Origin of the sequence: Paraburkholderia nodosa, assembly GCF_001718195.1 — a bacterium.
GTDB lineage: Bacteria > Pseudomonadota > Gammaproteobacteria > Burkholderiales > Burkholderiaceae > Paraburkholderia > Paraburkholderia nodosa_A.
Map to the genome: position 1 here is coordinate 73,217 of NZ_MCNV01000017.1, position 26,102 is coordinate 99,318.

General features: G+C 63.9%; 23 protein-coding genes. 11 read left to right on the forward strand and 12 right to left on the reverse strand.

Going from position 1 to position 26,102, the window contains the following annotated elements; all coding sequences use genetic code 11:
• Positions 1–23: 23 nt before the first annotated feature.
• The 4 genes from BFD71_RS25560 to BFD71_RS25575 form a co-directional block, all read right to left on the reverse strand.
• Positions 24–3,101 carry an efflux RND transporter permease subunit gene (locus BFD71_RS25560; protein ID WP_069267113.1) on the reverse strand — a complete coding sequence of 1,026 codons (3,078 nt, stop codon included), beginning with the start codon at positions 3,099–3,101 and terminating at the stop codon, positions 24–26.
• Positions 3,098–4,171, reverse strand: coding sequence for an efflux RND transporter periplasmic adaptor subunit (locus BFD71_RS25565; RefSeq protein ID WP_256094929.1), 1,074 nt, complete (start codon positions 4,169–4,171; stop codon positions 3,098–3,100). The genes BFD71_RS25560 and BFD71_RS25565 overlap by 4 nt, the downstream gene beginning before the upstream one ends.
• 163 nt (positions 4,172–4,334) lie before the next feature.
• Entirely contained in the window at positions 4,335–4,577 is a 243-nt protein-coding gene (locus tag BFD71_RS41790; protein ID WP_069267115.1) for a hypothetical protein, read from the reverse strand.
• 58 nt (positions 4,578–4,635) lie between these two features.
• Positions 4,636–5,097 carry a hypothetical protein gene (locus tag BFD71_RS25575; protein ID WP_069267116.1) on the reverse strand — a complete coding sequence of 154 codons (462 nt, stop codon included), beginning with the start codon at positions 5,095–5,097 and terminating at the stop codon, positions 4,636–4,638.
• A 680-nt stretch (positions 5,098–5,777) separates the two neighbouring features.
• Here BFD71_RS25575 and BFD71_RS25580 point away from each other — a divergent pair.
• The 5 genes from BFD71_RS25580 to BFD71_RS25600 all read left to right on the forward strand — a co-directional run bounded on the left by BFD71_RS25580 (position 5,778) and on the right by BFD71_RS25600 (position 13,085).
• Entirely contained in the window at positions 5,778–6,578 is an 801-nt protein-coding gene (locus BFD71_RS25580) for a potassium channel family protein (protein ID WP_083245466.1), read from the forward strand.
• Positions 6,575–8,308, forward strand: coding sequence for a SulP family inorganic anion transporter (locus tag BFD71_RS25585; protein ID WP_069267117.1), 1,734 nt, complete (start codon positions 6,575–6,577; stop codon positions 8,306–8,308). The genes BFD71_RS25580 and BFD71_RS25585 overlap by 4 nt, the downstream gene beginning before the upstream one ends.
• A 57-nt stretch (positions 8,309–8,365) precedes the next feature.
• Positions 8,366–9,820 (forward strand): DUF2252 domain-containing protein, encoded by a 1,455-nt coding sequence (locus BFD71_RS25590; RefSeq protein ID WP_083245467.1) that lies wholly within the window; start codon positions 8,366–8,368, stop codon positions 9,818–9,820.
• Between the two features lie 199 nt (positions 9,821–10,019).
• Entirely contained in the window at positions 10,020–10,637 is a 618-nt protein-coding gene (locus BFD71_RS25595) for a LysE family translocator (RefSeq protein ID WP_069267118.1), read from the forward strand.
• A gap of 72 nt (positions 10,638–10,709) precedes the next feature.
• Positions 10,710–13,085 carry a DNA polymerase II gene (locus BFD71_RS25600; RefSeq protein ID WP_069267119.1) on the forward strand — a complete coding sequence of 792 codons (2,376 nt, stop codon included), beginning with the start codon at positions 10,710–10,712 and terminating at the stop codon, positions 13,083–13,085.
• Between the two features lie 21 nt (positions 13,086–13,106).
• Here the strand turns inward: BFD71_RS25600 and BFD71_RS25605 are convergent, their stop codons facing one another.
• Positions 13,107–14,510, reverse strand: a complete 1,404-nt coding sequence (locus BFD71_RS25605; RefSeq protein WP_069267120.1) for an aminotransferase-like domain-containing protein — start codon at positions 14,508–14,510, stop codon at positions 13,107–13,109.
• Between the two features lie 171 nt (positions 14,511–14,681).
• On the opposite strand from BFD71_RS25605, the gene BFD71_RS25610 reads away from it, so the two are divergent.
• The 3 genes from BFD71_RS25610 to BFD71_RS25620 all read left to right on the forward strand — a co-directional run bounded on the left by BFD71_RS25610 (position 14,682) and on the right by BFD71_RS25620 (position 17,597).
• Positions 14,682–16,010 carry an aspartate aminotransferase family protein gene (locus BFD71_RS25610; RefSeq protein WP_069267121.1) on the forward strand — a complete coding sequence of 443 codons (1,329 nt, stop codon included), beginning with the start codon at positions 14,682–14,684 and terminating at the stop codon, positions 16,008–16,010.
• 226 nt (positions 16,011–16,236) lie between these two features.
• Positions 16,237–16,485, forward strand: coding sequence for a hypothetical protein (locus BFD71_RS25615; RefSeq protein ID WP_069267122.1), 249 nt, complete (start codon positions 16,237–16,239; stop codon positions 16,483–16,485).
• Between the two features lie 44 nt (positions 16,486–16,529).
• A complete protein-coding gene (locus tag BFD71_RS25620) occupies positions 16,530–17,597 on the forward strand; it encodes an NAD(P)/FAD-dependent oxidoreductase (protein ID WP_069267123.1) in 1,068 nt (355 codons plus the stop codon).
• A 37-nt stretch (positions 17,598–17,634) separates the two neighbouring features.
• Here BFD71_RS25620 and pcaC read toward each other — a convergent pair whose 3' ends face one another.
• The 5 genes from pcaC to BFD71_RS25645 all read right to left on the reverse strand — a co-directional run bounded on the left by pcaC (position 17,635) and on the right by BFD71_RS25645 (position 21,723).
• Positions 17,635–18,024 carry a 4-carboxymuconolactone decarboxylase gene (pcaC, locus tag BFD71_RS25625; protein WP_069267124.1) on the reverse strand — a complete coding sequence of 130 codons (390 nt, stop codon included), beginning with the start codon at positions 18,022–18,024 and terminating at the stop codon, positions 17,635–17,637.
• A complete protein-coding gene (gene pcaD, locus BFD71_RS25630; protein WP_069267125.1) occupies positions 18,024–18,812 on the reverse strand; it encodes a 3-oxoadipate enol-lactonase in 789 nt (262 codons plus the stop codon). Before pcaD ends, pcaC begins: the two co-directional genes overlap by 1 nt.
• 44 nt (positions 18,813–18,856) lie before the next feature.
• On the reverse strand, positions 18,857–20,209 hold the full coding sequence (locus tag BFD71_RS25635) for a 3-carboxy-cis,cis-muconate cycloisomerase (RefSeq protein WP_069267126.1): 1,353 nt from the start codon (positions 20,207–20,209) through the stop codon (positions 18,857–18,859).
• A 129-nt stretch (positions 20,210–20,338) separates the two neighbouring features.
• The gene (locus BFD71_RS25640; protein WP_042260188.1) at positions 20,339–20,998 is read right to left on the reverse strand and encodes a 3-oxoacid CoA-transferase subunit B; all 660 of its coding nucleotides are present in this window, start codon (positions 20,996–20,998) and stop codon (positions 20,339–20,341) included.
• Positions 20,999–21,015: 17 nt separating this feature from the next.
• A complete protein-coding gene (locus tag BFD71_RS25645; protein ID WP_028206365.1) occupies positions 21,016–21,723 on the reverse strand; it encodes a 3-oxoacid CoA-transferase subunit A in 708 nt (235 codons plus the stop codon).
• A gap of 312 nt (positions 21,724–22,035) precedes the next feature.
• Between BFD71_RS25645 and BFD71_RS25650 the strand changes: the two genes are divergently transcribed.
• Entirely contained in the window at positions 22,036–22,959 is a 924-nt protein-coding gene (locus BFD71_RS25650) for a LysR family transcriptional regulator (protein ID WP_069267127.1), read from the forward strand.
• 90 nt (positions 22,960–23,049) lie between these two features.
• On the forward strand, positions 23,050–23,742 hold the full coding sequence (gene folE / locus BFD71_RS25655) for a GTP cyclohydrolase I FolE (protein WP_069267128.1): 693 nt from the start codon (positions 23,050–23,052) through the stop codon (positions 23,740–23,742).
• 47 nt (positions 23,743–23,789) lie between these two features.
• On the opposite strand, the gene epsC is transcribed toward folE, so the two are convergent.
• A complete protein-coding gene (gene epsC / locus BFD71_RS25660; RefSeq protein WP_069267129.1) occupies positions 23,790–24,719 on the reverse strand; it encodes a serine O-acetyltransferase EpsC in 930 nt (309 codons plus the stop codon).
• Positions 24,720–24,844: 125 nt separating this feature from the next.
• Entirely contained in the window at positions 24,845–25,078 is a 234-nt protein-coding gene (locus BFD71_RS25665) for a hypothetical protein (RefSeq protein WP_069267130.1), read from the reverse strand.
• A 307-nt stretch (positions 25,079–25,385) separates the two neighbouring features.
• On the opposite strand from BFD71_RS25665, the gene BFD71_RS25670 reads away from it, so the two are divergent.
• Complete coding sequence (locus tag BFD71_RS25670) at positions 25,386–25,844, forward strand: DUF3005 domain-containing protein (protein ID WP_083245468.1); 459 nt, start codon at positions 25,386–25,388, stop codon at positions 25,842–25,844.
• Positions 25,845–26,102 lie beyond the last annotated feature (258 nt).

A 26,102-nucleotide genomic window follows, 5' to 3' on the forward strand; every position in this document is an offset into this window, starting at 1 on the left:
GGATGGCGTCAGGCCCCGGCGGCTCACGTCGCCCCGCTCGCTATCCCCGACGACTGCGACGGCGGCCGGTCTTCCTTGCCAAACACCACCATGTACAGGGCCGGCAGGAACACGAGGGTCAGCAGCGTCGCGACCAGCAAGCCGCCCATGATCGCGAAGGCCATGGCGCCCCAGAACACCGTAGGCGCGATCGGGATCAGGCCAAGCACGGTCGAGATCGAGGTCAACATCATTGGCCGGATGCGCGATGTGCCCGACGCGACAACGGCCTCGAGTACGCCCATGCCCTCGTGTCGAAAAGTCTCGATCTGCACGATCAGGATCAGGCCGTTCTTGGCGATCATGCCGATCAACGCAAGAATGCCCAGAATGGCGACGAAACCAAGCGGCCGGTTGAAAACCAGCAGTGCGAGCACCACGCCGATCAGGCCCAATGGCATCACCGAGACCACCATGGCCAGGCGCCTGAAGCTCACCAGCAGCAGCATCATGCTCGTCAGCATCAGCACGATCATCACCGGGACCACGGCAAATACCGAGGCTTGCGAAGTCGCGCTTTCCTCGAAGATGCCGCCAGTCGCGACGTGGTAACCCTTGGGAAGCTTCGCGTTGAACGCATCGATTTTCGGCGCGAGCGTTGCGACGACTTCGTCGGGCAGCTCGCCATGCATCACGTCGGCGCGCACCGTGAGCGTCGGCACACGGTTTCGCCGCCATATCAGCGGCGACTCCTGTTCCTCCGTGAACGTCGCGAACTGACTGAGTGGAACCATGCGCCCGCTCGGCGTGGGCACCTGCAGCGTACTCAGTGACTGCACCGTCAGCGGCTGCTCTTCCTGCGCGCGCGCCACGACGTTGACGAGGTAGATGTCGTCGCGTATCTGCGTGAGTGGCGTGCCGGTAATGACGGTGTTCATGATGGCGGCCAGCGCGGCGGAACTCACGCCGAGCTGACGCGCTTCATCCTGGTTGATGTGGATGCGGATCTGCCGGGCCGGCTCCATCCAGTCGAAATTGATGTGGCGCGTTCGCTCGTCGGAACCCACGATACCGGCCAGATCGAGTGCGGCCCTGCGCACCTGCGCCGGGTCGGGCCCCGAGACGCGATACTGCAGCGGCCACCCCACCGGCGGTCCCAGTTCCAGCGGCGACACGCGGGCGACGATACCGGGGAACTGCTCGCTCAGCGTCTTCTCCAGTTTCAATTGCAGCCGGTCGCGCGCCTCGAGACTTTTCGCGACCACGATGACCTGTGCGAAAAACGGATTGGGCAACTGAACATTGAGGGTAAGAATAAAGCGCACTGCGCCGCGGCCCACATAGCTGCTGAAGTGATCGACATCGGGATCGCTTTTCAGAATGGCTTCGAGTCGCGCGACCTGGTCCGCGGTCGCGTGGATGGACGCGTTCTGGCGCAAGGTCAGATCCACCGTCAACTCCGGCCGGTCCGAGGCGGGAAAGAACTGCCGCGGCACGAACCGGACGAGGAAGATCGACACCACGAACGCCGCAAGCGTGACGGCAATCGTCAACCACCTGAGCCGCAGCGCGCCGCGCAGGAAGCGGTCATAGGCCATGAGCATCTTGCCGGGCTTGCGCGGCTCTTTTTCGGCCTTGGGCGCTTTCAGGATTGCCACACCGACGAGCGGCGAGAAAATCACCGCACCGAACCACGACGCGAGCAGCGCGATGGCGACTACCGCAAAAATAGAAAACGTATATTCGCCGGCCGAACTCTTTGCGAAGCCAATCGGCACGAAACTGGAAATCGACACGAGCGTGCCGATCAGCATTGGCGCGGCCAGCGTACGGTACGCGAACGTCGCCGCCTGATCCTTGCTGTCACCGGCGGCGAGGCGGTTGATCATGGCGTCGACGGTGGTCATGGCGTCGTCGACCAGCAAGGTCAGCGCGATGATCAGCGCGCCCAGCGAGACCCGGTGCAGGTCGATGTGCACGACGTCCATGATCCCGAAGACAATCGCCAGCGTCAGCGGGATAGACAATGCCACTACCGTCCCCGGCCGTATGCCCAGACTCACGAAGCTGCACACCAGGATGATGATGATCGCCTGCCAGAGCGACGCCATGAAGTCGTTGATCGCCACGTCGACGGTATCTGACTGATTGGCGACCAGGAACGGCTCGATGCCAGCGGGCAGGTTCGCGGTGGCGTCGGCCATCTCGGCCTTCAGGTTGCGACCGAGCGCCAGTATGTCGCCCGAATCGCGCATGGCGATCGCGAGGCCGATGGCCGGCCTGCCGTTGACGCGGAACATTGGCTGTGGAGGGTCGGCGAAACCGCGTCTCACGGTGGCGATGTCGCCGAGGCGAACGATGCGCCCTCCCAGCACGAGGTTGACATTCTCGATGTCGCGTTCGGAATCGAAGGCGCCCGTCACCCTGAAGAACACCCGCTCCTGCCCGGTTTGCAGGACGCCGGTCGGCCTGATGAGATTTTGCGCTCTCAATGCGGCGACGATGGTCGGGTAGTCCAGACGCAAGCCCGCCAGACGGGTGGTCGAGAATTCGATGTAAATCTGTTCGTCCTGAGCGCCCAGGACCTCGATCTTCGAGACGTCCGGCACCAGCAGCAGGCGCGAGCGAATCGCCTCGACGCGATCGCGCAACTCGCGCATGTTGTAGCCGTCGGCGGTGAAGCCGTAGATGATGCCGTAGGTGTCGCCGAAGTCGTCGTTGAAGAACGGCCCGAGCGTTCCCGCCGGGAGCGTTTGTCGCATATCGTCCACGTTTTTGCGAACCTGATACCAGACGTCCTGGACTTCGGAGGGTGGCGTGGACTGCAGAAGATCGACGAAGATTGTCGTCTGACCCGCTGTCGTATAGCTGCGTATGCGATCCAGGTGACGGGTCTCCTGCAACGTGCGTTCGAGCCGCTCGGTCACCTGCGAGAGCGTGTCGTCGACAGTGGCCCCCGGCCACGCAGCGGCCACCACCATGGTGCGGAATGTAAAGACCGGATCTTCGGCGCGCCCCAACCGCAAGAATGACAGGGTTCCCGCGACCAGCGCAGCGATCATGAGGAACACGACCAGGGGGCGCTTCGAAAGCGCCCACTCGGATAGATTCGGGCCAATCACCTGGCTGCCTCGGTCCAGTTAATTTTCTGTCCCGGCCGCAATGCCTGCACGCCGGCAGTCACGACCACGTCGCCCGTGTTGAGACCTTGCGACACCTCAACGCGGTCCTCGCCATATGCCTGAAGCTCGACCTCACGCGCCGAAACCGTCCCTGTCTTCGTATCGACCACCCAGACCGCCGGCTTCCCTCCTGGCTGGATCAGGGCGCTCGAAGGAATTTCGATGGCCGCCGCGCGCGGGAGCGTCATGTGGCCAATGACCGTACTGCCAAGGCGCATGGCTGCCGGCGGATTGAGGACTTGAACCCGGACCGCAAAGGTTCCGGTCACCGGATCGGCGCGGGGCGATACTTCGCGCACCTTACCAACAGCGGTGACCTCGGGGTTGCTGGCAAGCGCGATGACGATGTCGGGACTGGCCGGCGCGACGTCCTTGATCGCGGCGGGCACATCGAATACGGCATCCACCGCGCCCTCGCGAGCGATCTGCACGATCATGCGGCCAGCCGGAACCACCTCGCCCGGCTCCGCTCCGCGCGCCGTCACCACGCCGGCTACGTCGGAAACGAGGTCGGTATAGCTGAGCCGGTTCTGCGCGATGTTGACCAACGACTGCGCCGAATCGACTTGCGACTGGGTGATCTTTGCCATCGCTTCCGACTGCTCGAACGAAGCACGCGACACGGCATGCTCCGCAAGCAGATCGCGCATGCGGGTGAACATGGTGCGCGCTTCCAGGGCCTGTGCCTGCGCGGCGGCCAACTGTGCCCGAGCGGACTGCAGGCTGCTTTCCTCGTTCATCCGGTCAAGCCGCGCCAGTACCTGGCCCGCCTTGACACGGTCCCCGACATCGACGTTGCGGGACGTCATTCTTCCGTCGATACGGAACGATTGATTGATCTCGGCCTGCGCCTGCAATCTTCCGGTCAAGGCGATGGTCGCTCCGGCCTCCTGCTTTTCTACCCTGACGACGCGTACCGGGCGCACTTCCGTCACCTGCGCCTCTTCGCCCTTACGGCAGCCCGCCAGGAGTCCGCCCGCCGCCGTTAGACACAGCGCACACAGCGTCACGGCCAAAGGCCGCGACACCATTCGACCTGCAGCATGATTCGCAAACACTGGCGTATTCCTCTGGATCCCTGGACAGGTTGCCCGTGTCCACCGTGAAATGGCTTCGCGCCCTGTTGCGGCCCCGCCGGGCGTGCCGGTGTATTCATCCGAAAACAACGACGATTCAAGCGCTAGAACTCGACGACACCGGGCGACGTTCCAGACTGACGATGAACACCACGATCGGAATGACGTTGGCGAACGTCACGATGGTGTTGATGAACGCGGCCTGCTTCACGCCGCGAAGAATGAGGAAATGAAACAGCGAGATGTCAGCCGACGCCACGACGATGGCCGTGCCCACCACGCCGCCGACTACCCTCGCGGTCAACTGCACGGGACTCATTTTCTGCCCGGTATCGGCCATCGGTTTCCTCGGTTCGACACTTCGTTTTATCGAGAGGTCAACGACACCTGCGTTCACTTCATCGCGTCACGCGCACCGAGTTGTTGCCGAGCAGCACACGCACGCGGTCACCCGGAACGAACTGCTGATCCGCATCCTGGACAATCGACATCAGTTGCCCCGAATCCAGACGCACGACGATTTCAAGGGCTTGCCGCTGCGTGACGCGCTGCTCGACGGCATTGCCCGCCGCGCCGCCCAGCACGGCGCCGCCGATGCCCGCCGCTACGGCACCCGTGCCGCGCCCGATGTTGCTGCCAGCCGCGATGCCGCCAAGCGCGCCGCCGGTTATTGCGCCAATGCCCGTTGGACCAGGCTGGATCGTGACGGGCCGCACGGATTCGACCGTACCGAGTTCGACCACCATCACCTGCTGCGCCTGGGCCGGCGAGAAGACAGAGCCCGAAGTTGGCGCCTCGCAACCGGAAAGCGCGAACGAGGCGACTACAGAGCCAAGAAGTGTTGCAGCGAGAAAACGCATGACATTTCCCCTAATGCGGCGCATTGCGGATTCGCTAATCTATTCGGCCTGTTTGCTAACGATTCCACGCATAGTCATTAGCGAACATTCAGCCAATACGTACGCGGAGCATTGTCTTTTGCCGTCCATCCTCCGAATACCTGACGAACATTATGGAATACGATCCGCACAGATGTATTCAACGTGCCATTCGTTCGAAAATGGTTCAGCGATTCAATGTGGGGCGCATTTTTTATCCATCTGCTTCGGCTTATGTCTCTTACCGGTGCTGAACAAAATCCACGCCTGGTGCAGTTCTGGAAACGGCAATACGCCGATTGCGCCCTCATTTTCGTCGCGCAAGCGGAGCGACTGATGCCTCAGGTATAGACAGGTGCGCTGGTCGAGATCCAGCACAATGCGTCGACGGCAATGACAAGCCGGGTTCGATCGCGATTGCGACGCGTCGCTGGTTCTTGATCGGCTAACTACCACGAGATGCGTTAGCGGCTATAAATTTTTCTCTTTCCTCCGATCTGTTTTATCGTCTGAAACACGTTGCCGCATTGCGTCGTCGCTCAGCCGTTCAATATATTGGGCTCCTGATTATTTACTATTGACTACGGGCACAAAAAGGGAGAGCGTATCCCTTGGCATCAGGTTCGCTGTTGTCTCGATCAGACCAACAATCCGAGGTAACCATGTGGATCTTCCGTGTCGATGAACCTCGTCTCGGGGTCATCCGTATTCGAGAATGGCGCCGTCGCGCGCATCACACCATCGGCCTTCTCGTCATGCTGCTGGGCGGCGCCACCATCGGGCTGATCGCCCTCGATCAGTCCAGCAACGCTTTCCCCGACAAACTGTTTACGGCTCTTTGGAACGGAGTCAATCTCATTACGACACTCGGCGCCTTCAGCGAATTCAGTCCGCCTCAAAAGGGCTTCATGCTTCTGGCCATGGTCGCGACACTGCTGATCGGCGGGTTCGCAGTTTCTAGACTCACAGGCATGCTTTCGGGCGATGACGTGATGGCTTATCGGGAGAACAGAATCATGGAACGCAAGCTCGAGCAACTCGCCAATCATGTCGTGGTGGTTGGATTCCATTCTCTCGGAGAGCGGGTTGCAGACTACCTGCATGAGGAGGGAAACACCGTGCTCGTACTCGTGGGCGATCAGGATCAGGCCAACCGGGCAACGGATTGCGGGCATCTGGTCGTACTCGGCTCGCCGGACGCCTTCGACGAAGTGCTCAAGCGTGCGCGACTCGACAGCGCGAAAGCCATGTTCGTCACGACACCCGACAGCAATAACAATCTGGCAATCACCCTGCTGGCCCATACGCTCAACCCGTCGCTCGCCATTGCCGTACCGGGCGAAAACCCCTTGCGAAAAGGGCTGCTGGAGAACGCTGGCGCGACCAACGTCGTCATCGCCGACGACATTATCGCCAAAGCACTGGTCACCCGGACTACGACTGCAGCGGAGGCCGCACGATGAAGCCCGCCGCTCCTGCACCGCACCGCCTCCCTCACCTGCCTTTCCTGCAGGGACTGCTGCCCTTCAATGCCGCGCAACTGCCGCACGACATCATCGCCGGGATCACGCTGGCGGCGCTCGGCATTCCCGAAGTGATGGGATACACGAAAATTGCCGGCACCCCCACCGTAACGGGCCTCTATACGATCCTGCTGCCGCTCGTGGCGTTCGCAGTATTTGGAGCGTCGCGACAACTGGTCGTCGCCGCCGACTCGGCCACTGCCGCCATTCTCGCGGGTACCTTGACGGCCGTCGCCGCACTCGGCAGCAAGGACTATGTCGCTCTCACGAGTACAGTCGCCTTGACGGTCGCCGCAATGCTGGTGATCGCGCGTGCTTTTCGTCTGGGTTTTCTGGCCGACTTTCTTTCCCGCAGCGCGTTGATCGGCTTCCTGACCGGCGTCGGCATCCAGGTCGCAGGAGGCGAGCTTGCCGGCCTGATCGGACTCGCCAGGCAAGGGCATGGGCCGTTGATGCAGATCGCGTCCGCGTTGCAACGCGTGGCCCAGGCCAATCTTCCGACCACGATGCTCTCGATCGCCGTGCTCGTGGTGATCATCGGCTGCAAGCGCTTCGTGCCGCGCGCACCGGGTGCGCTGATCGCCGTGATCGGCTCCATCGTGGCAAGCGGCGTGTTCAATTTTGCCGGACATGGCATCGCGGTGACGGGCGAAGTACCGGGGGGACTCCCGTCATTGTTCCTCCCACCGTTGCATATGGGCGAGATCAACCAGATACTCATCACCGCCGCCTCATGCTTCATCGTCATCATTGCCCAGAGCGCAGCAACGGCACGCGCGTACGCCAATCGCTATAACGAAAGGGGCGACGACAACGCCGATATCATCGGGCTCGCGGCCGCCAACGCGGCGGCGGCTTTCACGGGAACATTCGTCGTGAACGGCAGCCCGACCAAGACCGAGATGCTCGACGACGCGGGCGGACGCACCCAGGTCGCCCATCTCACGACTGCCGCCATCGTGCTGCTGGTGCTGCTATTTCTCACGAGACCGCTGAGCCTGCTCCCTGCCGCCGTGTTGTCGGCCATCGTCTTCATGATCGGCGTAAAGCTGATCGACGTGAAAGGCATGATCGAACTGTATCGCATGCAGAAGGATGAGCTCGTCGTGGCGTTGCTGACTGCGGGCGTCGTCGTGTTCGTCGACGTGATGCACGGCATTCTTGCTGCCGTCGTGCTTTCCCTGATCGCGCATGCACGCCACAGCTACCGCCTGCGGACCCGGGTGCTGACGCGAGGCCCCGGCGACAGCTGGATCGCGCGACATGTCGAGCCCGATCTGCTCGCCGCACCTGGGATCGTCGTCTACCGTTTCGAAGCAGACCTGTTCTATGCGAACACCGGCCGATTCACGGAAGAGGTGCTCAAGCTTGTCAACGAAGCGAGTCCGGGGCTGCGCTGGGTGGTGATCGACGCATCGGAGATCAGCAACATCGACTACACGGCAGGCAAGACCTTGATCCAGCTAGGCGGCGAACTCGACAAGCACGGTGTGGGCATAGCCGCGGTCGCCCTCCCCTCGGGCGTCCGACACGAAATCGAGCGGTACAAGGCACTGCGTGTGAGTGGCGTACATCGCGAGGTCTTTGCAACCGTCGATGCCGCAATCGAGGCGCTACGTGACATTTCGCCGTCTACGTCCTCAACTTCTCAAGACGCCAAGCCGCAATGAAGCGACCTGAAATGACACAGGTCCGATCCGGCCTTGAATCGAAAATAGGAGTGCTGCGTGCCCGATCCCGCTAACACAAAGCGCGCCGCCCCCGGCGCAGTTCTCGCTGACCCGGCTACGCCGACGGTGCAGGAAGACCCGTCCACACTCTTTGCGGGGCGTGGCTCGCTGGCCGATCGCGTCAGACGGGGCAAGACGGCTCGCAAGGAAGTGCCGCGCGAGAAGCTCGCCGAATGCCGGATTGCAGATCGCGATCCCATCGCACTCCTCGACGCTTCCAACGTGGGGCGGGTAGTCGAACTGATACCCATCCGTTATGGACGGATGGTCGCGAGTCCCTTCGCGTTCTATCGCGGTGCGGCGCCGCTCATGGCGCACGATCTGTCGACGCTGCCGCATTCCAACGTGATCGTGCAACTGGGTGGCGATGCGCACCTGGCCAACTTCGGTCTGTTCGCGAGCCCCGAGCGGCGCGTTCTGTTCGGCCCCAACGACTTCGACGAGACGCTGCCTGGACCATTCGACTGGGACGTACGCAGACTCGCGACATCGTTCGTGATCGCTGCGCGCGAGCGCGGATTTACCTTGCGTGACCAGCAACGCATCGTGCGCCGGTTGTGCGCAACCTTCCGCCAACGGCTCGCCGACTTCAGCCGCATGGACACGCTCGACGTCTGGTACTGCCAGTTCAAGGCGGCGAGCATGCTGGCCATTGCCGATTCCGTCGAAGAAAGGAACAAGGAACTGGCCGTCATCGAAAAGGCAAGACAACAGTCGTCGCGTACCGTGCTGACTCATGCAACCGAGGTGATCAACGGCAAGCTGCGGATCAAGGATGTCCCGCCCCTCGTGTATCACGTACCGCTGGAGAGCGCGAGTGACAGCAAGCAGTACAACGCGATGGTACGGCGCTTCTTCGCCGACTACCGGCTGACGCTTCCCGACGACAGGCGCGCACTCTTCGACCGATATGAACTGGTGGATGTCGCCATTCGTGTGGTGGGCATCGGCTCGGTTGGAACGCGTTGCTATGAGGCGCTTTTCATGGCCGACGGCGATTGCCCGCTTTTCCTTCAACTCAAGGAGGCGCGCGCTTCCGTGCTGGAGGGCTATCTGCCGCCGAGCCGCTACCCCAACCATGGTCAACGTGTGGTCAACGGGCAGCGTCTGCTGCAGTCCGCCAGTGACATCTTCCTCGGATGGTCGAAGATGCGCCACACCGGCAACGACTTCTACGTGAGGCAATTGCGCGACATGAAGGGCGCCTTCGACTTCACGACCTTCGACGTCGAAGATCTCGGCGAGTATGCGGTTTCCTGCGCCCACGCGTTGGCCCATTCGATGGCAAAGGCAGGCGATCCCGCGTTGCTCAGCGGATATGCGGGCAAGTCAGCGGTATTCGACGAAGCCATCGTGCGATTCTCGCTCGCCTACGCAGAACAAAATGAGCGGGACTGGGCGGTTTTGAAAGCGGCAGTCAAGGCGGGACGCATTCAGGTCATTCGTCAATAGGATTCGAGCGCCGTTCAGTCCGGAGCGGTGACGCGCGCCGCTGATGCCCTGCGCGCCGGTTCCGTAGCCGCCACTCAGCCCTTCATGCCCCCAATCCGTACCGTTGAGCGTCTCCACAACTGTACCGGTACTGTACCGCGAACTGTCGATAAACTGGGTTCCGTCGAATCTGTCTTCTCTTTCCGGAGCCCCTCGCATCATGCTGCCCGAAATGCTCAGTGCGCTGCCCGCCGGCATGCTTTTCGTCGTGGTCACGACCATCACGCCCGGCCCCAATAACACCATGTTGCTCGCTTCCGGCGTCAACTTCGGTTTTCGTCGCACGGTGCCGCACATTCTCGGCATCAGCGCGGGCGTGGTCGTGCTCATGCTCTCGGTGGGCTTCGGGCTTGGTCAGGTGTTCAGGCACATCCCGTCGCTCTATACCGTGCTGGAGGTCGCGAGCATTGCGTACCTGCTGTATCTGGCGTGGAAAATCGGCACATCGGGCGACATCAAGGTGAGGAGCGGTGAACACCGTCCCATGCGCTTTCACGAAGCCATCGCGTTCCAGTGGGTCAATCCCAAGGCGTGGATGATGGTGCTCACGGCCGCCACCACGATCCGCCTTTCCACGAACTTCGGCACCAACACGATGGCGATGGCCTTCCTGTTCTATGTGATTGGTCTGCCCTGCATCTGCATCTGGGCCGCGTTCGGCACCAGCATGCGGCGTTTTCTGTCGAATCCGCGACGACTGCGCGCCTTCAATGTCTTCATGGCACTTTCGCTGCTCGTCTCGCTGTATCCGATGTTTGCGCATTTGCTTCAACATTAAGACGACCCGCCGCCCTTCACCCGTTCAAACGCTACAATCGCAAGCGGGAAACATGGGCGGCGGAGTCACACTTTGTCTGAGTTTGAAGCGGGTTTTATTCTCACCCGCCATTGGCGCGATACGGGAGAGCACACCGAGGTCGACTTCTGGCTCGCGACCGAGGCGGGGCCGCGCCAGCTGCGCCTGCGCCCCCAGCCCTCTGTCGCGTTCGTGCCGGCCGCCCAGGAAGCCGCGGCCCGCGCCGCGCTGAAGGGCGACGCACGCGCCGAGCTACGCCCGCTCAATTTGTGCGACTTCCAGCGCCGCCCGGTGCTTGGGCTCTATTCCCCGCAATATCGCGCCCTGGCCGGGCACGCAAAGCGCCTCGCCAAAGCGGGCGTCAACGTCTACGAAGCCGATATCCAGCCGCCGGAGCGCTACATGATGGAGCGCTTCATCACGGCGCCCGTTCTGTTTCGCGGCGATGCGGGCAGCCCGCAAGAAAGCGGCGTTCTGCTCGAAGGCGAGATGAAACCCGCCAACGGCTATCGCCCGCAGTTGAAACTGGTGTCGCTCGACATCGAAACGAGCGCCCAGGGCGAGCTTTATTCGATCGCGCTCGAAGGCTGCGGACAACGCCAGGTCTATATGCTCGGCCCCGCAAATGGCGATGCGAGCCCGATCGACTTCGACTTCGAATACTGCGAAAGCCGCGCGCAGATGCTCGAACGCCTCAACGCATGGATGGCGCAGCACGATCCCGACGCGATCATCGGCTGGAATCTCGTGCAGTTCGATCTGCGCGTGTTGCACGCGCACGCCCAGCAAACCGGCGTGCCGCTGCGTCTTGGGCGCGGCGGCGAAGTCATGGAGTGGCGCGAACACGGCATGCGCGAGAATCACTTCTTCGCGGGCGCCGCGGGGCGCCTCATCATCGACGGCATCGAGGCGCTGCGCTCGGCCACCTGGAGCTTCCCGTCGTTCAGCCTCGAATACGTCGCGCAGGCGCTGCTCGGCGAGGGCAAGTCGATCGACAATCCGTATCAGCGCATGGACGAGATCCAGCGCCGTTTCGACGAAGACAAACCCGCGCTGGCCATCTACAACCTCAAGGACTGCGAGCTGGTCACGCGCGTCTTCGAGAAAACCGAGCTGATGGCATTTCTGCTCGAACGCGCGTCCGTCACAGGGCTCCCGGTGGATCGAAGCGGCGGTTCGGTCGCCGCGTTCACGCATCTGTATCTGCCGAAAATGCATCGGCTCGGCTACGTCGCGCCGAATCTCGGCGACGTGGTGGGCGAAAACAGCCCCGGCGGCTTCGTCATGGACTCGCGCCCCGGCATCTACGATTCGGTGCTCGTGCTCGATTACAAGAGCCTCTACCCCTCGATCATCCGCACCTTCCTGATCGATCCCGTCGGGCTCATCGAAGGTCTGAACGATCCCAGCGACGAAGCGTCCGTGCCCGGCTTTCTCGGCGCGCGCTTCTCGCGCGAGAAGCACTGTCTGCCCGAAATCGTGCGCCAGGTGTGGGAGGGCCGCGAACATGCGAAGCGGCAGCACAATGCCCCGCTTTCGCAGGCGCTCAAGATCATCATGAACGCGTTTTACGGCGTGCTCGGATCGACCGGTTGCCGCTTTTTCGATCCGCGCCTCGCCTCTTCGATCACGATGCGCGGGCACGAGATCATGCGCAGAACCCGTCAGCTGATCGAGGCGCAAGGCTACGACGTGATCTACGGCGACACCGACTCGACCTTCGTCTGGCTCAAGCACGCGCACAGCGAAGCCGACGCCACGCGCACCGGCAAGCAACTCGTCGAGCACGTCAGCGCCTGGTGGAAGGCCGAACTGCAGGAACGTTTCGGTCTCCAAAGCGCTCTGGAGCTGCAGTTCGAACGCCACTATTCGCGCTTTCTCATGCCCACGGTGCGCGGCGCGGAAGAAGGCAGCAAGAAGCGCTACGCGGGCCTCACACTCGCGAAGAACGGCGGCGAAGAAGTCGTGTTCAAGGGCCTCGAAACCGTGCGCACCGACTGGACGCCGCTCGCGCAGGAATTCCAGCGCGAACTGTACCGGCGCATTTTCCAGCGCGAGCCGTACGTGGAGTACATCCGCGACTATGTGCGGCGCACGCTCAACGGCGAGTTGGACGATCAGCTCGTCTACCGCAAGCGCCTGCGGCGGCCGCTCGTCGAGTACCAGCGCAACGTGCCGCCGCACGTGCGGGCAGCCCGCGTCGCGGACGAGTTCAATCGCGCGAAAGGCCGTCCGCTCCAGTATCAGAACGGCGGCTGGATCAGCTACGTGATGACGACGGCCGGGCCCGAGCCGCTCGAAACGCTAAGTTCTCCGCTCGATTACGCGTTCTATGTGAGCCGCCAGCTACAGCCGGTTGCGGACGCGATTCTGCCGTTCCTGCGCGAGGATTTCGATACGTTGATGTCGGGGCAGCAGAGTCTGTTTTAAGCGTGCGCCGTCGCGCACGCCTTAGCGAGCGCGCTCGATGAACCGCCACAGCGCATCGTCCGTCGAATATGGCGCGTTGAAACGAAACCACGCGCTCGCTTCGTCGTCGGGCCTGAAATACGAGCCAGGCGCGAGCCAGATGCCGTCGCGCAACGCCGCCGTCGCGATCGCGCCGGCCCGTTCGGGTTCGATGGCAAGGCGCGCCCACACGAACAGCCCCGCGCGCGGCCGGTGGAATATCTCGAGCCCCAGCGCGTCGAGCCGCTCCTCCACGCAGGCATGCGCGGCCTTCAGCCGTTCGTTCACGAGTTCGACGTGGCGCGCGTGGCGTCCTTCGAGCAAGACCTTGTCGACCATGCGCTCGATGGTCGCCGACGAGGTGAGCCCCACTGCCATCTTCGCGCGCGCCAGTTCGCGCAGCACATCGCGCTCGGCGACCACATAGCCGCAACGCAGCGAAGGCGTGACCGTCTTCGAAAAGCCGCTGACGTACAGCACGCGCTGCAAGCCTTCCATCGCCGCGAGCAACGGCGCGCCTGGCGGCGCAAGCTCGCGGCTCACATCGTCCTCGACGACCCACATGCGCTGGCGCTCGGCGATCTGCAGCAAGCGGAAGGCGTTCGACATCGCATACGTCGCGCCGGTGGGATTCTGCAGCGTCGTGTTCACGAAGATCGCCTTCGGCTGGTGCGCCGCCACCTGGCGCTCGAGCGCCTCGATGTCGAGCCCTGCCGGCGTACGCGGCACGCCATGCACCGTGAGCCCCGCGAGCTTGAGAATCTGCAGCAGATTGCAGTAGCCGGGGTCTTCCACGAGCACCGTGTCGCCGGGCCGCAGCAGCGTACGCACGATAAGGTCGAGCCCCTGCGTCGCGCCCTGCGTGAGCAGGACGTTCGACACCTCGACAGGCAGCCCCTGACGATCGAGCTGCGCCGCGATGCGCTCGCGCAGCGGCGCGTAACCGTACGGGTGCCCGTAGTCGCCAAGACGCACGGCCGGCACCCGGCTCATGGCGCGCAAGGCGTGCTGCAGGCCGCTTTCGTTGATCCACTCGCCCGGCACCCAGCCGCAGCCCGCCTTGATCGGCACCGAATGATCGGCGAACACGTCGGAGAGCAGCCAGGTCGCCGTCAGCGTGGGCGGCTGCCAGCCCGCCGCGCTCGCCCGCGCCGACTCGCTGCGGGGCGCCACGCGGTAGCCCGAGCCGCGCCGCGCGACGACGAAGCCCATCGAAACGAGACGGTTGTACGCCTCGGTCACTGTATAGGTCGATAGTTCGTGCGATTGCGCGAGCTGGCGCACCGAGGGCAGGAGCGCCCCGGCGCGCAGCGTTTGCGCTTCGATCGCGCGCGCGAAGCCCTGCACGAGCTGCTCGACAAGCGTCGTCGTGACGCCGCGGCCGCGCTCAAGTTCGAGTTCGATCATCGGGAAAGCAAGCGTATAGTGCGAGGGAAAACCCGTACGATTCCCGGTGCCGACCAATACAGTTGGCGAGAATTGTCCAGCACGGTTTGCAGATCAGTATAGAGACTGTCTATGCCGTCGTTCAAGCCTCGGCGCTACAGTTGAGCCAAACCTACCTGAGGAGAAGCACGCATGACTTCGCGCCCCGTCATCGACGATCTCTCGTCGTTCTGGATGCCCTTCACCGCCAATCGCCAGTTCAAGGCCGCGCCGCGCCTGCTCGAATCGGCCAAGGGCATGTACTACCGCACGACCGACGGCCGCGAAGTGCTGGACGGCAGCGCGGGCCTCTGGTGTGTGAACGCGGGCCATGCGCGCGAGGAAATCGTCGCGGCCATCGCCCAGCAGGCCGGTACGCTCGACTTCGCCCCCACGTTCCAGATGGGCCACCCGCTCGCGTTCGAAGCGGCCCAGAAGATCGCCGAAATCATGCCGGCCGGCCTCGACCGTGTGTTCTTCACGAACTCCGGCTCCGAGTCGGTCGACACCGCACTGAAGATCGCGCTCGCCTACCATCGCGCACGCGGCGAAGGCCAGCGCACCAAGCTGATCGGCCGCGAGCGCGGCTATCACGGCGTGGGCTTCGGCGGCATTTCGGTGGGCGGCATCGGGCCGAATCGCAAGGCGTTCTCGGGCCAGCTGCTGCCCGCCGTCGATCATCTGCCGCACACGCACAATCTCGAGCACAACGCGTTCTCGAAGGGCCAGCCGGCCTGGGGCGCCCATCTCGCGGAAGACCTCGAGCGCATCGTCGCGCTGCACGACGCCTCGACCATCGCCGCCGTGATCGTCGAACCCGTGGCAGGCTCGACCGGCGTGCTGATTCCGCCGCAAGGCTATCTGCAGCGTCTGCGCGAGATTTGCACGAAGCACGGCATCCTGCTGATTTTCGACGAGGTCATCACGGGCTTCGGGCGCCTCGGCAAGGCCACGGCCAGCGAGTATTTCGGCGTGACGCCGGACATCATCACCATGGCCAAGGCGATCAACAACGCCGCCGTGCCGATGGGCGGCGTGGCCGCGAGCCGCGCGGTTCACGACACGATCGTGAATAGCGGCGCGCAGGGCGCAATCGAACTGTTCCACGGCTACACCTATTCGGCGCACCCGCTCGCCGCCGCCGCCGCGATCGCGACGCAGGATCTGTATCGCCGCGAGGGCCTGTTCGAGCGCGCCGACGCGCTCGCGCCGAAGTTCGAGGCCGCCGCGCATGCGCTGCGCGGCGAGAAGCACGTGAAAGACGTGCGCAATCTTGGCCTCGTTGCCGGCGTCGAACTGGACTCGCGCGACGGCGCACCTGGCGCGCGCGCTTACGAGGTTTTCGTGAAGTGCTTCGAGGCGGGCGTGCTGATCCGTTTCACGGGCGACATCCTGGCGTTCTCGCCGCCGCTCATCGTGACCGAAGAGGAAATCGCACGCCTGTTCGGCACGGTGCGCGACGTGCTCGCCACGGTGCAGTAACGCGCGAGGCGCGAGCTAACGGCTTACGCGCGCCTGCTTTCATTTGGTAATCCGCCGCAAGGGCGGCCCGGGCTCGGGCCGCCCTTTCTTTTTCCGGCCGTCGGCGCGCCAGGACCCGGTTCAAGCACAGCGCGCGCCATCGGCGTATCGTTGCCCTATCCGCCATAAGAAACGCGATTGCGGCGAGCGCGCATCGACCGACGTGCGCTGGCCAGGAGGGAATCTCATGAAGATGCCAGTCCGCATCGGCACGCATATCGAGGGCGTCCACTGGATCGCCGAGTATATGGAAGCGACCCATCAAATCCGTGTGTTCCGTGACGGCCGCGTGGTCGACACGATCCCCGCGCCCGCGGCCATGTTCGGCGAAGAGCGCGACGCGGGTTCGGCCAGCGACGCAGCGAGCCGCGCCGAGGAAGCCGCGCTGCTCGCCTGCCTGCGTCGTTACGTAGCCGACGTGCAGCCGGAAGAATAGGACTCTTGATCATTGTCCCTGCCTCTTGCAAGGAGAGCTCGCCGATGATCGAGCGCAACGATCGCTTCCCGCCGCAGCTTATCGAAACCGATGCGCTCATCATTGGCGCCGGGCCGGTGGGACTTTTCCAGGTATTCGAACTGGGCCTGATGGAAATCCACGCGCACGTGGTCGACTCGCTGCCGGTGGTGGGCGGCCAGTGTGCCGAGCTATACCCCGACAAGCCGATCTACGACATTCCGGCGGTGCTGATGTGCACCGGCCAACAGCTCGTCGATGCGCTGATGCAGCAAATCGAGCCTTTTGGCGCGACGTTCCATCTCGGCCAGGAAGTGCAAATCGTCGAGCCGCGCGCCGACGGCCGCTTTTTCGTGCAGACGAGCAAGGGCACGCAGTTTCTGGCGAAGACGGTGTTCATCGCGGCGGGCGTGGGCTCGTTTCAGCCGCGCACGCTCAAGCTGAGCGGCATCGAGCGCTACCGCGACACGCAGCTCTTCTACCGCGTGCGCGATGTCGAACCCTTTCGCGACAAGGACGTCGTGGTGTGTGGCGGCGGGGATTCGGCGCTCGACTGGGCGCTGCAGCTCGTGGACGTCGCGCAGAGCGTGATTCTGCTGCACCGGCGCGAGGGCTATCGCGCCGCGCCGGCAACCGTCGCGAAGATGCACGCGCTATGCGAGGAATGGCGCATGCAGTCCATCGTCGGCCAGCTGACCGGCTTCGACGACGAAGGCGGTAAGCTCAAACGCATCAAGGTGACGGGCGGCGACGGCGTCACGCGCTCGCTGGATCTCGACTACCTGCTCGTGTTCTACGGCTTGTCGCCGCAACTCGGGCCGATCGCGCAATGGGGCCTCGAGATCGAGCGCAAGCAGTTGCCCGTGGATACGGCGCGCTTCGAGACGAGCGTGCCGGGCATCTTTGCCGTCGGCGATATCAATACTTATCCGGGCAAGAAGAAGCTGATTCTCTCCGGCTTTCACGAAGCCGCGCTCGCTGCGTTCGGCGCGGCGCATCACGTGTTTCCCGAGAAGAAAATCCATCTGCAGTACACGACGACCAGCACGCGCCTGCACAAGGTGCTCGGCGTGGAGTCGCCGGTATTCGACTGAACGCGGGGCGCATGCCCCGCGCGTTGTCACCACACGATCAGCCCTGCTCGGCGTCCTGCTCGCGGAAGATGCGGTCGGCGAGATGGAACGCCGAGTTCGCCGCCGGCACGCCGCAGTAAATCGCTGTCTGCAGCAGCACTTCCTTGATCTCGTCGCGCGTGACGCCGTTGTTGCGCGCGGCGCGCAGATGCAGCGCGAGTTCTTCGCTGCGGTTGAGCGCGACCATCATCGCGATCGTCAGCAGGCTGCGCGTGTGGCGCGGCAAGCCATCGCGCGTCCAGATCTCGCCCCACGCGTAGCGCGAAATGAAGTTCTGGAATTCCTCGGTCACTTCGGTGCGGTTGGCGAGCGAGCGATCGACGTGCGCGTCGCCCAGCACCGCGCGGCGCACCTTCATGCCGGCTTCGTAGCGGTCTTCGTCGTTCATCACGCCCCCAGCAGGAAATCGACCACGATCTTGTTGTACTCGTCCGCCAGCTCGACGTTCGAGATGTGCGCGGCGTTCAGCTCGACATAGCGCGCGCCCGGCACCGATTCGGCCAGTTCGCGCCCTTGGGCGGGCGTCGCGGCCAGATCGTGCGTACCCGAGATCACGAGCGTGCGCGCCTTGATCGACGGCGCCTCGCCGCGCAGATCGGCGGCATTGATCGCTTCGCAGTTCGAAGCATAGCCGTCCTTGTCCGTATGCACGAACACGTCGCGAACCTGCGACATCACGAGTGCATTGTTGGCGATGAATTCGGGCGTGTACCAGCGCGGGAGCACCGCTTCGGCGAGCGCGAGCATGCCTTCGCTGCGAGCCTTCGCCGCACGCGGCACCCACACCTCCGGCGAGCCGATCTTTGCGGCCGTATTGCACAGCACGAGACGATCGATGCGGTTGGCGTAACGCGCGCCGAGGCCGACGCCGGTCAGGCCGCCCATCGAAACGCCCGCGAAATGCGCGCGTTCGATGCCGAGCTGGTCCATCAGGCCGATCACGTCGCCGGTCAGTTGCTCGATGGTGTACGGGCCCAGCGGCGCCGCCGAGTGGCCGTGGCCGCGCGTGTCGTAGCGCAGCACGCGGAAATGCTTCGTGAACTCGACGATCTGCGGCGTCCACATCGACACGTCGCTACCGAGAGAATTCGACAGAACCACCCATGGCGCCGAATGGTTCTCCGCACCGTCGATGCGGTAGAACAAATGCGTGTCGTTGACGGCTGCGTAAGGCATGCGTGTTACTCCTCGTGTGTCTTCTGTAATCAATGGGGCGTGCGTTACTTTGCTTTCGCTTCATACGACGCGAGCACCGCGTCGACGAATGCGTGGGCCTGGCCCACGTAGTTGGCCGGATCGAGCAGCGCCTCGAGGCGCGCTTCGTCCAGGTGCCTCGTGACGGCGGGATCCGCCGCGAGGACTTCGTACAGCGTACGGCCGCTTTGCACCGCGGATTTCGATGCGTGCTCAACGAGATGATGCGCGTCCAGGCGCCCGATCTGGTCGCCAAGCGCGAGCATCACGGCCTCGCCGAGAATGAGTCCGTGCGTGATGTCGAGATTCGCCGCGAGCCGTTCGGGCCGCACTTCGAGTCCGGCCGTGATCTGTTCGATCTGCGCGAGCGCGCCGCCGGCGAGGCGCGCGAGATCGGGTAGCGCATCCCACTCGGCTTGCCAGCCGCCGAGCGCGCGCTCGTGTTCCTGAACCATGCCGGCGAACACCGTCGCGACGAGGCCCGGCGCGCGTGCGGCAGCCGTCAGGACAGCTGCGCAACCCACGGGATTGCGCTTGTGCGGCATGGTCGACGAACCGCCCTTGCCTGCCGCCGCCGGTTCGCCCAGTTCGCCGACTTCGGTCTGAATCTGCAAGGAGATATCGCGCGCGATCTTGCCGAGCGTGCCGATGAGCATGCCGAAGAACGATGCGGCTTCGGCAATGCGGTCGCGCTGCGTGTGCCACGGCAACGCAGGCAGCGCGAGAACGAGTTCTTGCGCGAGCGCAGCGCTCACCGCCGGGGCGGCGTCGCGCAGGCTCGCGAGCGTACCGGCCGCGCCGCCGAACTGCAGCACGAGCGCGCGCTCGCGCAGCACGACGAGGCGTTCGCGATGGCGCAGCACCGCGTCGAGCCATTGCGCGAACTTCAATCCGAGCGTGATGGGCAGCGCCTGCTGCAGCCACGTGCGCCCGACCGCGGGCGTCGCGCGATGCGTGCGCGCGAGGTCCGCCAGCGTCGCGCAGAGCGCGTCGATGCCGCGCTCGATCAACGCGAGCGCATCGCGCAACTGCAGCACCGTTGCCGTGTCGATGATGTCCTGGCTCGTGGCGCCCCAGTGCACGTACTTGGCAGCTTCGGGGTCGGCGGACTTCACGCGCGCCGTGAGCTGCTTGACGAGCGGGATCGCCAGGTTGCCGCCCAGCGCGGCGTCGCGCGCGAGCGCCGGGGCGTCGAGCTGATCCGCCGCGCAGGCCGCGACGATCGCGGCCACGGCTGAGTGCGGAATTACGCCATGCGCCGCCGAGGCGCGCGCGAGCGCCGCTTCGACGTCCAGCATGCGTTGCAGCGTGGCATCGGGAGACCAGACCGCGTTCATCGGTTCGGTCCCGCAGATCAGGCTCGTGAGGCGTTCAATCATGGAGTGTGGCGCGCGGAAAAAAGCAGGCGTTCAGATACAGCCGGAACGAAGCGGGCGCGGCAACCGTCGACGAATGCCGAGGGTTGCCGCGCCACTCACGTGCGAACGATGCGCACGTCTACAGACAGTTTACGCTGCGCGACGGTTTTGCGTCGCGTCGATCAGCGGCACGCCGGCGAGCTTCTGCAGCGCGTCGAAATCGATGTCCGAATAGATCTCGCGTACCGCGAGGCCTTCGGGCGTGACATCGAACGCGGCGAGGTCGGTATAGATGCGGCCCACGCAGCCCACGCCCGTGACCGGGTACGAGCATTCGCTCACGAGCTTGCTTTCGCCCTGCTTGGTGAGCAGTTCCATCATCACGAACACCTGCTTGGCGCCGAGTGCGAGGTCCATCGCGCCGCCCACGGCCGGAATCGCGTCGGGCGCGCCGGTGTGCCAGTTCGCGAGGTCGCCGTTCACCGACACCTGGAACGCGCCGAGCACGCAGTAGTCGAGGTGGCCGCCGCGCATCATCGCGAACGAGTCGGCGTGGTGGAAAAACGCGCCGCCGGTGAGCAGCGTGACGTGCTGCTTGCCCGCGTTGATGAGTTCGTCGTCTTCCTCGCCGGGCGCGGGCGCCGGGCCCATGCCAAGCAGGCCGTTCTCGCTATGCAGGAAGATTTCCTTGCTCGGATCGAGGTGGTTGGCCACCAGCGTGGGAACGCCGATGCCGAGATTCACATACGCGCCTTCGGGAATGTCCGCGGCCACGCGCTTGGCCATTTCATCGCGATTCAGTCGTTTCATTGCCTCTCTCCGTTCCTTCAGGCTGCCTGGCCGCTTTGGTCGGCGTGCGCTTGATGCGCCGCTTGCGGCACTGCCACGACGCGTTGCACGAAAATGCCGGGCGTCACGATGTTTTCCGGATCGAGCTGACCGAGTTCGACGACCTCCGAAACCTGCGCGATGGCGACCTTCGCCGCGCTTGCCATGATCGGGCCGAAGTTGCGCGCCGTCTTGCGATAGACGAGGTTGCCCCAGCGATCGCCCTTGTACGCCTTGATGAGCGCGAAGTCGGCGTGCAGCGGCGCTTCGAGCACATAGTGACGGCCGTCGATCAGGCGCGTTTCCTTGCCTTCGGCCAGCTTCGTGCCGTAGCCCGTGGGCGTGAAGAAGCCGCCAATGCCGGCGCCGGCGGCGCGGATGCGCTCGGCCAGATTGCCTTGCGGCACGAGTTCGAGTTCGATTTCACCGGCGCGATAGAGCGCGTCGAACACATACGAGTCGGTCTGGCGCGGGAACGAGCAGATGATCTTGCGCACACGCTTCGCCTTGAGCAGCGCGGCCAGGCCGATGTCGCCGTTGCCTGCGTTGTTGTTGACGATGGTGAGGTCGCGCGCGCCCTGCTCGATGAGCGCGTCGATCAGTTCGGCGGGCATACCGGCCGTGCCGAAGCCGCCGATCATCACCGTGGCGCCGTCATGCACATCGGCCACGGCGGCTTGAAGCGAGTCGAAAATCTTGTTGATCATGCCTGTTCCTGAAAGCGATGTGCATCGCGGAAGGTCCACGTCACTCGATCGCGAAAAAAGTTCTATATACGAACACTGATTCGTTTAGCGAACGTCCAGCGCATTATCGGAGTGGATTCAAGCGCTTGTCAAGGCGGGTCTACCCACACAGGCAATCTACTTCATGTCGACGCCGATGCGCGCCCGACCGCACGCACCGCCCGCCTTCAGGCCACGCGCGCCCGTGGGCACATACCCCAATATCCGGAATTGCGATTCATCGACTAGTCTTTATCCGATTTCGACATAGTCAGCGCCGCCGCGCCCGCCTTCATGCAAGACCTCGATCTGAATCTCATCCCCTTTCTCGTGGCCATGGAGGAAACGCGCAACGTGAGCCGCGCCGCCGAGCGGCTCGGCGTGAGCCAGCCGCGCGTGAGCACGGCGCTCGGCAAGCTGCGCGAGTTCTTCGGCGATCCGCTCTTCGTGCGCACCTCGCGCGGCATGGAGCCCACACCGCGCGCGCTCGCCCTCATTCCCGCCGCACGCGACGCGCTGGTGCACATCGAGAAAGGCATGCTGCAGGCGCAGGACTTCGATCCCGTCACGAGCACGCACACGTTCTCCATTGCGCTCTCCGACGTCGGCGAGATCGTGTTTCTGCCGCGCCTCCTGCAGGTATTCTCCGAGCGCGCGCCCAACGCGAACCTGCGTTCGGTGTCGCTGCCGCCCAACCAGGTCGAGCGCGGTCTCGAATCGGGCGACATCGATCTCGCGGTCGGCTATTTCCCCGACCTCGGCGGCAACAACTTCTTTCAGCAGCGCCTCTTCACGCACCGCTTCATCTGCATGATGCGCAGCGGGCATCCGCTCGCGGGCAAGGCCATGACGATCGAGCAGTTCCTTGCCATGGGCCATGCCGTCGTGCGCGCCGAGGGACGCAGCCAGGAAGTGCTGGAGCAGTATCTGGAGAAAAGGCGCATGCGCCGACGCGCCGTGCTCGAAACGCCTCACTTCATGAGCCTGCCGTTCATTCTCACGCGCTCCGATCTCATCGCCACCGTGCCGCATGCAATCGGCTTCGCCTACGTGTCCGAGCATGCATCGATCACGCTCGTCGAGCCGCCGCTGCAGTTGCCGCGTTTCGATCTCAAGCAGCACTGGCATCGCAAGTATCACAATGCGCCGCGTGGCGAATGGCTGCGCAGCGTCGTGGCGGAACTGTTCAACGACGCCATGGACGAATGGCCCAAATGACCCCTCGCGCCAAGCACGGCAAAACATGAAACAATGGGCGCTCGTGGTGCACGCCAAAGCGGCGTACTCCCACATGACAGGAGCCCATGCATGAGCGAAGAAAAAAAGGCCGGGAAATCGAAGCAACCCGCGAAGCAAAGCGCGAAGCAAAGCGCGAAGCAACGCAAGAACACAGCGAGCGCGACCGTCGCGCGTCCGTCACGCGCCGAAGCCGAGGACGCCGTGCGCGTGCTGTTGCGCTGGGCCGGGGACGACCCCGCTCGCGAAGGGCTGCTCGATACGCCGGGCCGCGTCGTGCGCGCCTATGAGGAATTCTTCGCGGGCTATGCGGTCGATCCGCGCGAAATCCTGTCGCGCACCTTCTCGGAGGTGGATGGCTACGACGAAATGATCGTGTTGAAGGACATCCGCTTCGAGAGCTACTGCGAGCATCATATGGTGCCGATCATCGGACGCGCACATGTGGCGTATTTGCCCGAGCATCGCGTGGTGGGCATCTCGAAGCTCGCGCGTCTCGTCGACGCATTCGCGAAGCGCCTGCAGATCCAGGAGAAGATGACCGCGCAGATTGCCGACACGCTCAATGAAATCCTGCAGCCCAAGGGGGTGGGCGTGATACTCGAAGCGGCGCATCAATGCATGTCCACGCGCGGGGTGCACAAGGCGGGTGTGGCGATGGTGACCTCGCGCATGCTCGGCACGTTCCGCACCGATCCTTCCACGCGCCGCGAGTTTCTCGCGATCGTCGGCAATCCGAGCGCAATGAGCGTCTCGAATACCTGATCGCAACGCACAGATAAAGAACGGGACCGCGTGTCCCGTTCCCCTCCTTACTTGAGCGGACCTTCGTCGCCTCGCTCGATCTCGCGAATCTTGCCCTGGCGCACGCTGCTGCCCGGCGGCACGCTATGCGTGAGCCACACGTTCCCGCCAATTACCGAGCCGCGCCCGATCGTCACGCGGCCGAGAATCGTCGCGCCGGCGTAGATCACCACGTCGTCCTCGACGATCGGATGGCGCGCATTGCCCTTCACGAGCGTACCGTCGAGGTCGGCCGCGAAACTCTTCGCACCGAGCGTCACGGCCTGATACACGCGCACGCGCTCGCCGATGATCGCCGTCTCGCCGATGACGACGCCCGTGCCGTGGTCAATGAAGAAGCTCGAACCGATCTGTGCGCCCGGGTGAATGTCGATGCCCGTTGCCGAATGCGCGATCTCGTTGATGAAGCGCGCGAGCAGCGGCACGCCGAGGCGGTGCAGTGCATGCGCGAGCCGATGATGCGTCATGGCCCACACGCCCGGATAGCACAGCAGGATCTCGGTGATGTGCTGCGCGGCCGGGTCGCCCGTGAACGCCGCCTGAATGTCGCTCACGAGCAGCGCGCGAATATCGGGCAGTTGCCGGCCGAACTCGCGCGCCACGTTGAATGCACGCGCTCGCAGTTCGTCGTCGCTCGCCTGCGAGCTTTCCGGCAGGAAGCGCAGCGCGCGGCGAATCTGCTCGGCAAGCAGCCGCAACGTGCTGTCGAGTGTATGGCCGACGTAGTAATCGATGCTCTCGTCGGTCAGATCGGGCGCGCCGTAATGCGTGGGAAAGAGCGCGGCGCGCAGGCCCGCCACGATGTTGACGACTGCATCGCGTGACGGCAGTTCGCGGATGCCGAGCGGATGGCGCGTGCGGTGCCGCTCTTCACGCGACGCACGCAGATCGGCGACGATCTGTTCGAGACCCCAGTCGGGGGAAGCAGCTTTGGACATGGTGATGCGGCAGCAGACGCAGAGTCTGCGCAGGAGTGAGTGTATCGACCCCAGAGATTACCGCGTTTTGCCGGAGTTCGCCGAAGCGCCCTCGGCGCCGATCCACGCACGCGAGGCGCGCGCCTTCACAGCGTGACCGTGCTTGCGTCGATCCAGCGCACGGCCCAGTCGCGCGCATGAGCGATGGCGGCCCCTTCGTCGGAAAAGCGCAATTCGGCAGGGAAAAATCGGTTGGCAACGAGTTCGCCGTCGCTCGAGCGCGAAATCACCACATACGGCTGATACGTGCCGTCACCGGCACGCGCCGGTGCGCAATTCAGCAAATAGCCACGATGCGTAAATGCAGCGTCGAAGTGCATGTGTGTCACCCGCCCCTGACTGCCTCGTCCATTTTATTTGGCGCGTGCATTCAGGATCGTGCGGCAAAGCCACAGCATGGGCCCTCGCCCGGCCCATTAATCGAAAGCGCGCCAACTCGTTGAAAGAGGATCATACTCCTGGGAAAAAGCCCAAACCAACGAAAAAAATGCAACATCGCTGGAGGCGTTCTCCTGGCGAACCGGCTTGCTTTTCACCCCGATTCAAGGGCGCGGCGCTGCAGCGGAACGGCGCTTGCGGAATGGCCTGCTGAACGCAGGCACCCAGATCTTCCAAGGAGGAAGCATCATGAATCGTCCCGACGACATGCAGAAACCGAATGCGGGAGATGTGAGCGCGTCGCCGTCGCGGCCGCGCAGCGCCGAACTCCATAACGACCGCACACACGACAGTTCGGTCGACACGGACGGCAAGAACCGCGAGGCGGCGCGCCTGGCGGGCGAAGGCTGCATCGGCCCCGACGAAGTGACGACCAGCAATGCGACGCTCGTCAACAGCGTGGCCGAAGCGGATGACGGGCTGGCGGGTTTCGACAGCCGCAAGGGCGTGCACCGGCTGCCTATCGCGCTGGAGTCCGGCTACGAGGTCGTCGACCTCGGCATGAGCGCACCCGAAGAGCCCGAAGACGCCGAGTGGCAGCGCAACGCCGCGCGCGAAGAGGGCGTGCGCCGCAGCCCTGGACGGCTGCACTTCGCGCTGAACCACCTGCGGCCGACCCGCGTGATCGAGTTGCAGCGCAAGCCCTGAACAACGGTTCGCCGCTCACCATGCGGCGAATCGTTTGCGATTATCCAGGCGAAATCGCAGCAATGGCGGATACAGACAGTATCCAGTCGAGTGCAATTAAAACTCGCAATGAAAAGCCTGAAAAATAATGAAAGCCGATAAATCGCCGGCATTATCCCGGCGCGCTGCGCGCTTTTGCCTTCGAAATGGCGTCCGGCTTTATTTCGGCTCCGCAATGCACTTTTTTCGTGCAGGCCCGCGCTTGTTCAGGAGACGCAG